Annotated in this window: 6 protein-coding genes; 3 read left to right on the top strand and 3 right to left on the bottom strand. The window is 72.2% G+C overall.

The features are described 5' to 3' along the window. Positions 1-9: 9 nt before the first annotated feature. Together ACWDS7_RS45325 and ACWDS7_RS45320 are read left to right on the top strand one after the other, a co-directional pair. Positions 10-204 (top strand): hypothetical protein, encoded by a 195-nt coding sequence (locus tag ACWDS7_RS45325; protein WP_451934337.1) that lies wholly within the window; start codon positions 10-12, stop codon positions 202-204. 1,464 nt (positions 205-1,668) lie between these two features. Beyond that, positions 1,669-2,424 carry an enoyl-CoA hydratase/isomerase family protein gene (locus tag ACWDS7_RS45320; RefSeq protein ID WP_451934336.1) on the top strand — a complete coding sequence of 252 codons (756 nt, stop codon included), beginning with the start codon at positions 1,669-1,671 and terminating at the stop codon, positions 2,422-2,424. Between the two features lie 16 nt (positions 2,425-2,440). On the opposite strand, the gene ACWDS7_RS45315 is transcribed toward ACWDS7_RS45320, so the two are convergent. The 3 genes from ACWDS7_RS45315 to glgC all read right to left on the bottom strand — a co-directional run bounded on the left by ACWDS7_RS45315 (position 2,441) and on the right by glgC (position 4,996). After that, positions 2,441-2,815 (bottom strand): VOC family protein, encoded by a 375-nt coding sequence (locus ACWDS7_RS45315; RefSeq protein WP_451934335.1) that lies wholly within the window; start codon positions 2,813-2,815, stop codon positions 2,441-2,443. Positions 2,816-2,840: 25 nt separating this feature from the next. Continuing rightward, entirely contained in the window at positions 2,841-3,641 is an 801-nt protein-coding gene (locus ACWDS7_RS45310) for a TetR/AcrR family transcriptional regulator (protein WP_451934334.1), read from the bottom strand. 128 nt (positions 3,642-3,769) lie between these two features. Beyond that, a complete protein-coding gene (glgC, locus tag ACWDS7_RS45305) occupies positions 3,770-4,996 on the bottom strand; it encodes a glucose-1-phosphate adenylyltransferase (protein WP_306868451.1) in 1,227 nt (408 codons plus the stop codon). Positions 4,997-5,044: 48 nt separating this feature from the next. On the opposite strand from glgC, the gene glgA reads away from it, so the two are divergent. Continuing rightward, positions 5,045-6,223, top strand: a complete 1,179-nt coding sequence (gene glgA / locus ACWDS7_RS45300) for a glycogen synthase (RefSeq protein ID WP_451934333.1) — start codon at positions 5,045-5,047, stop codon at positions 6,221-6,223. Positions 6,224-6,454 lie beyond the last annotated feature (231 nt).

The following is a 6,454-nucleotide window of genomic DNA, read 5'->3' as shown; positions in this document are numbered from 1 at the left end:
GACCACGAGATGACCTGGCAGGCCCCCTGGGGCCGCGGCTTCCCCGGCTGGCACATCGAGTGCTCGGCCATGTCGCTGCGCTTCCTCGGCGAGCGGCTCCGCACCTCGTCCGGGTCGATCTGCGCCGGGGGCACGGCGGCGAAGACCGCGGTGCCCGTGGTCAGCAGGACCGCCACCCAGAACCCGGCCAGCCAGGGGCGGTAGCCGTAGCCGACGACGAGGTCGAGCAGCCGGCCCCAGATCTTCCCGGTGGGCCTGAGCGTGCGGCGGCGGCGGCGCTGCTTGGCCAGCAGCACCCGGCGGGCGTCCGGCTCGTGGCCGATCCGCCGGAACCAGGTGGCGAGCTGCTCGTACGGCTGCGGCTTGTAGCCGTCCGGGTCCCGCCCGAGCCAGTCGAGCCGTTGGGCCACCGTCCAGTCACCCCGTAGCGACTCGTAGGTCAGCCCGGTGAGCTGGACCCGGTCCGGATAGGCGGTGGGGTTGTCGAGCAGGACGCCGAGCCGGGAGTAGCCGAGGTTGACCTCCCCCTCGATGGATGCCGGGTTCAAGATCAGCTCCTCCACCTGGGCGTGGCTCAGGTGGAGCACCCGGTCGGGGGCCTCCAGCGTGGCCCCGTCGAAGGAGAGCACGCCGTTGACGCGCGCGCCGCGCAGCCGGATGGTGCCCGTCGCGGTGAACCCCGCGCTGAACTCCGCCGCCCCGGCCTCCATGAAGTCGGCGTGCACGGCGTGCGGGCCGGTCGCGGTGACGACCGACCGCTGCAGGTAGATCCCGCCGTTGAACTTCGCGCCGATGAGCCTGAGCCCGCCGGTGACGCGCATGTCACGCAGGAACGCCCCGCCCTCCACGGTCAGCCCGCCGGCCCACACCGCCCACTGGCTCTGGTCGTGGCCCCGCTCCAGCATCTCCGCCTCGGTGAACGGCCGCCGGATGTCCGCCAGCCGGCTCTCGCTCGCCCTGGACTGCTCGCCGGGGGCGTACAGACGCGATCTGGAGAGCCGGAACTGGCCCGTCACGTGCGCGTTGTCCAGCCGGATCCCGCTGTGGACCGTGGAGCCGTCGAACTCCAGCAGGCCGTTTACCGTGCACCTGGCGGCCCGGACCCGCTCCAGCTCGCACCCCCGGAACCGCACCCCCGTGGTGGTGGCGTCGGTGAGGGAGATGATCTCGGGAAGGTAGCAGTTGAGCATGTGGAGCTTGCCGGTGAGGGTGGCGTCGGACAGGTCGAGCACTCCGGTCACACGGGCGCCCGCCAGCCGCAGGCCGGCGGTCCTGCCCGGCTCGGGTTCGCGTGCGCCGAGCAGGAGCGCGGCGACGACCTCCGCCCGGACCGTCCGCTCCGGCCCCCACTCCTGGCCGCCGGCCGGGTCGTCGGCCTCCTTGTCCCCGGTCCGCAGGTCCACCCAGGTGCCGGCCGGGTAGGCCTCCCAGACCCGCCGCTCGGCGGGGCTCAGCCGGCCGAACGGCCGCGTCAGTCGCATCGGGACCCTCTCATGATCCGCGCTCCCCGCGGTGCCCGCCGCCCCCGCCGGGTCGGGCGCGGCCACGGGCCGGACGGCGGGTGGGAACGGTCACGGCGGGGATGGGTGGCTGCGAACATCCGGCCTCTCTGGCTTGGGGGGTGATCTGCCCGCACGGGCTGGGTGATGTCCCGGGAGAATCTATCTCGTGCAGATCTCTGATGGTTTCGAGCTGTCCGTCGACCGCCACGTCGCCACGTTGCGGATCAACCGCCCCGGCAAGCGCAACGCGATGAGCGCGGCCATGTGGCGGGCGCTGCCCGGCCTGCTCGTGCCGCTGGCGGGCGATCCCGGGGTGCGCGTCCTGGTGCTGACCGGCGCGGGCGGGACCTTCTGCTCCGGGGCGGACATCTCCGAGATCGCCGGGCTCTCCGACGCCGGTGACGACACGGGGCTGACCGTCGCCGCGGAGCGGGCGCTCGTGACGTTCCCCAAGCCGGTGATCGCGATGATCGAGGGCTTCTGCGTCGGCGGTGGCTGCCAGCTCGCCCTCGCCTGCGACCTGCGCCTGGCCGCCGACGACGCCCGCTTCGGCATCACCCCGGCCAAGCTCGGCATCGTCTACCCGCTGAGCTCCACCCGCCGCCTGGTCGACCTCGTCGGCCCGTCGGCCGCCAAGCTCCTGCTCTACTCCGCCGACCTCATCGACGCCGGCCGGGCACTGCGCACCGGTCTGGTGGACGAGGTCCACGCCTCCGCCGAGCTGTCCGGGCGCGTGTACGGCCTGGCCCGCACCCTGGCCGGGCGCTCCCAGCTCACCCTGGCCGCCACCAAGGAGATCGTGGACGGCCGGGCCGACGAGGCGCGCGTGCGCCGGTGGCAGAAGGAGTCGCGCGAGGAGGTCGCCGAGGGCGTCGCCGCCTTCCTGGAGCGCCGCCCGCCCCGGTTCACCTGGTCCCCCTGACCGCCGGGGCGCCGTCTCACTCGGGGGACATGACCTCGTAGAGGTTGCCGGTCTCGTCGACGAAGAACAGGCCGCGGGGGCAGAGCGGGTGGTCGATCCGGCCGTTGGCGGGGTCGGCGGGGCTGCTGCCGTACGGCACGCCGCCCTCCTGGAGACGGGCGAGGATCCCGTCGAAGGTGGCGGGGTCGACGTCGAAGGCCAGGTGGTGCCCCTCGGGGTCGTCGACGGTCAGGTAGTCGAGGGTGAGGGAGGGGTTGACCCGGACGGGCGCGAAGTGACCGCGCGAGCCGGCGGGCGGCAGGCACTCCAGTCCCATGACGTCGGCGAAGAACCGCGCGGCCCGCTCGTTGTCGACGGCGGGGACGATGGTGTGGTTCAGGGTGACGGGCATGGTGCTCCTCTCAGTTCAGGGCGTCTCAGTTCAGGGCGCCGTGCACGAACACGGTCACGAGGTCGTCGTTGCTCACCTGGGGGCCGCCCAGCGGGCGCCGGGTGCTGGACATCAGCAGGTGGAGGAAGATCGTCGCCAGGCGCTCCGGGGGGAGGCGCAGCGCGTCGCGCTCGGGCTCGAACAGCTCGGTCAGCGCCTGGTGGGTCCGGCGCATCGACTCCTCGCGGTCCAGCGGGTGGGCCCGGGCCCGCGGGTCCGGGGAGGCGCTCTCGCCCGCCGGGCCGGGTCCGGCCGCCTGGCCGGTCATGGTCCTTTCACCCGCCTGGCCGGCCCCGGTCACTTCGGCGGCCTGCCCGGCCGTGGGTGTCCCGGCCGTGGGGTCGGCCGACGGGCCGGCCGTGCGGCCGGCGGGGGTCTCCGGGACAGGCCCGGCGGGAGGCGGGGTGCGACGGTCGTGGGAGCGGCGGTGGCCCGAGGCGTGCAGGGCGCCGAGGACGGTGCCGATCCGCGCCGTGTGCGCCTGCAGGGCGTCGGCGGCCTCGGTCAGGCGGGCGGCCAGCGGCTGGTCCAGCGGGATCTCGGCGAGCTGGTCCAGCGCGTGGTCGGGGCGGAGCGCCTCGACCACGCAGGCGTCCAGCAGTCCGTCCTTGTCGGTGAACGCCCGGAAGATCGTGGCCTCGCCGATCCCGGCGGCCCGTGCGATCTGGCTGGTGGTGACGGCGCCGCCGTACTCGGCGACGAGGGGGAGCGCGGCCCGTACGATCATGTGCCGCCGCCGCTCCAGGCTCATTCCCGGCGCGCGTCGCCGGGTGGGTGGGGTCTCCATGCGTCCATCATCGGAGTGAGTACTCACTCCGTCAATTGATTATGCGGACGTCGACGACGGCGGAGGGAGCGCGCCGGCCGCCGGCGGGAGACCTCCCCGCCCGGTGGCTCACCGGACGGGGACGGGGCTCACCGCTCGACGATCTCGTTCTTGCCGATGACCACGATGCCGTTGCGGGTCACCGCGAAACGGCTGCGGTCGTATTCGAGGTCGAAGCCGATCCGGGCGCCGTCCGGAATGATCACGTTCTTGTCGATGATGGCCTTGCGGACGATGGCGCCCCGGCCCACCTTCACGTTGCCCATCAGCACCGAGTCCTCGACCACGGAGTGGGAGTGCATCACCACGCCCGGGGAGAGGATGGAGCGCTCGGCCAGGCCGCCGGAGACGATCACACCGGCGGAGACCAGCGAGTCGACCGCCCGGCCGACCCGGTCGCCCTCGTTGTGCACGAACTTCGCCGGCGGGAGCGGGTCGTGGCCGGTGTAGATCGGCCACTGGCTGTTGTAGAGGTTGAAGACCGGGTGCGCCGAGATGAGGTCCATATGGGCCTCGTAGTAGGCGTCCAGGGTCCCGACGTCCCGCCAGTAGCCCCGGTCCCGCTCGGTGGAGCCCGGCACGATGTTGTCGGCGAAGTCGTAGACCTCGGCGCTGCCCGCCTTCACCATCATCGGGATGATGTTGCCGCCCAGGTCGTGCTTGCTGGTGGGGTCGAGCGCGTCCTCCCGGAGCGCGTCGAGCATCGCCTGGGTCTTGAAGACGTAGTTGCCCATCGAGGCGTACACCTGGTCGGGGGCGTCCGGCAGGCCCACCGCGTTCTTGGGCTTCTCGCGGAAGGCGACGATCCGCCGTCCCGCGGGGTCGGTCTCGATCACCCCGAACTGGTCGGCCAGCGACAGCGGCTGCCGGATCGCCGCCACGGTCACGTCGGCGCCGGACTCGACGTGCTGCTCCACCATCTGCCGGGGGTCCATCCGGTAGATGTGGTCGGCGCCGAACACGATGACGTGGTCGGGCATCTCGTCGTAGATCAGGTTCAGGTTCTGGAACAGGGCGTCGGCCGACCCGGAGAACCAGTGCGGCCCCAGCCGTTGCTGGGCGGGGACCGGCGTGACGTAGTTGCCCAGCATCGCCGACAGCCGCCAGGTTCGGGAGATGTGCCGGTCGAGGCTGTGGTTCTTGTACTGTGTCAGCACGACGATCTGCAGATAGTGACCGTTGGCCAGGTTCGACAGCACGAAGTCGACGAGCCGGTATATCCCCCCGAACGGCACCGCGGGCTTGGCCCGGTCAGCCGTCAGCGGCATCAGTCGCTTGCCTTCACCGCCGGCGAGCACGATCGCGAGGACTCTCATACCAGGACCTTAACCTGGTGCGCAGGACTGAAACACTACGCTGATCACATGCGCGTTGATCTGCTGAGCCGTGAGTACCCGCCCGAGGTGTACGGCGGCGCCGGAGTCCATGTCGAATACCTCGCCCGGGAGCTGCGCCGGCTGGCCGACACCCGGGTCCGCTGCTTCGGAGCGTCACGGTCCGAGCAGGGCGTCGAGGCGTACCAGGTGCCCGGCGGGCTGGCGACGGCCAACGCCGCGCTCCAGGTCCTGGGCGTGGACCTGGAGATGGCCGCCGGCTGCGCGGGCGCCGACCTGGTGCACAGCCACACGTGGTACGCCAATTTCGCGGGTCACGTGGCCAAGATGCTGTACGGCACGCCGCACGTGGTGACCACGCACAGCCTGGAGCCGCTGCGGCCGTGGAAGGCCGAGCAGCTCGGCGGCGGTTACACGCTGTCATCATGGGCCGAGCGGAGCGCGCTGGCGAGCGCGGACGCGATCATCGCCGTGTCGGAGGGGATGCGGCGCGACGTGCTCACCAGTTACCCGGAGATACCGGCGGAAAAAGTTACGGTCATCCACAACGGGATCGACACCGGTGAGTACGCCCCCGACCGGGGCACCGGCGTCCTGGAGCGGCACGGCATCGACCCCGGCCGGCCCTACGTGGTGTTCGTGGGGCGGATCACCCGGCAGAAGGGCCTGGTCCACCTGCTCCACGCGGCCCGGGACTTCCACCCCGACGCCCAGCTGGTGCTCTGCGCGGGCGCGCCCGACACCCCCGAGATCGCCGCCGAGGTCACCGCGCTCGTCCAGGGGCTGGACCGGGCCGGCGTCGTCTGGATCTCGGAGATGCTCCCGCGGCCCGAGGTGATCCAGATCCTCACCCACGCGACCGTGTTCGTCTGCCCGTCGATCTACGAGCCGATGGGCATCGTGAACCTGGAGGCCATGGCCTGCGAGACGGCCGTCGTGGCCACCGCCACCGGGGGCATCCCCGAGGTCGTCGCCGACGGCTCGACCGGCCTGCTGGTCCCGATCGACCAGTCCGCGGCCGACGGCACCCCCGACGACCCCGAGCGGTTCGCCGCAGACCTGGCCGGGCGGGTCAACCGGCTGCTGGCCGATCCGGCGCTGGCCGCGGAGATGGGCAGGGCCGGGCGGGTCCGCGCCGTGGAGCACTTCTCCTGGCCGCGGATCGCCGAGCGGACCATGGACCTCTACCGGTCGGTCGCCCGGCCCTGACCGTGCGGCGGCGACGGCCGCCGTCCGGGCCCACGGGACGGGGCCGCCCGGGCCTACGAGATGAAGTGGAGGATCACGTTGTGCACGTGGTGGGCCTTGTTGTCGCCCCGGAACTCCACCTCGTAGGTGTGGGTGCCCACGTGGATGGCGATGGCACCGGAGGAGAAGAACGAGCCCGCGATGGACTTGTTGCTCACCACGCTGACCGCTGAGACCTTCCCGTAGGGGATG

It is taken from the genome of Streptosporangium sp. NPDC003464 (assembly GCF_053588315.1).
The sequence above is the reverse complement of the archived record's forward strand: the minus strand, read 5'-3'. Positions and strand labels throughout refer to the sequence as shown.

Coding starts and splice junctions, on each gene's coding strand:
- ACWDS7_RS45325 (WP_451934337.1), top strand. CDS start 10: ATGACCTGGCAGGCCCCCTGGGGCCGCGGCTTCCCCGGCTGGCACATC.
- ACWDS7_RS45315 (WP_451934335.1), bottom strand. CDS start 2,815: ATGCCCGTCACCCTGAACCACACCATCGTCCCCGCCGTCGACAACGAG.
- ACWDS7_RS45310 (WP_451934334.1), bottom strand. CDS start 3,641: ATGGAGACCCCACCCACCCGGCGACGCGCGCCGGGAATGAGCCTGGAG.
- glgC (WP_306868451.1), bottom strand. CDS start 4,996: ATGAGAGTCCTCGCGATCGTGCTCGCCGGCGGTGAAGGCAAGCGACTG.
- glgA (WP_451934333.1), top strand. CDS start 5,045: ATGCGCGTTGATCTGCTGAGCCGTGAGTACCCGCCCGAGGTGTACGGC.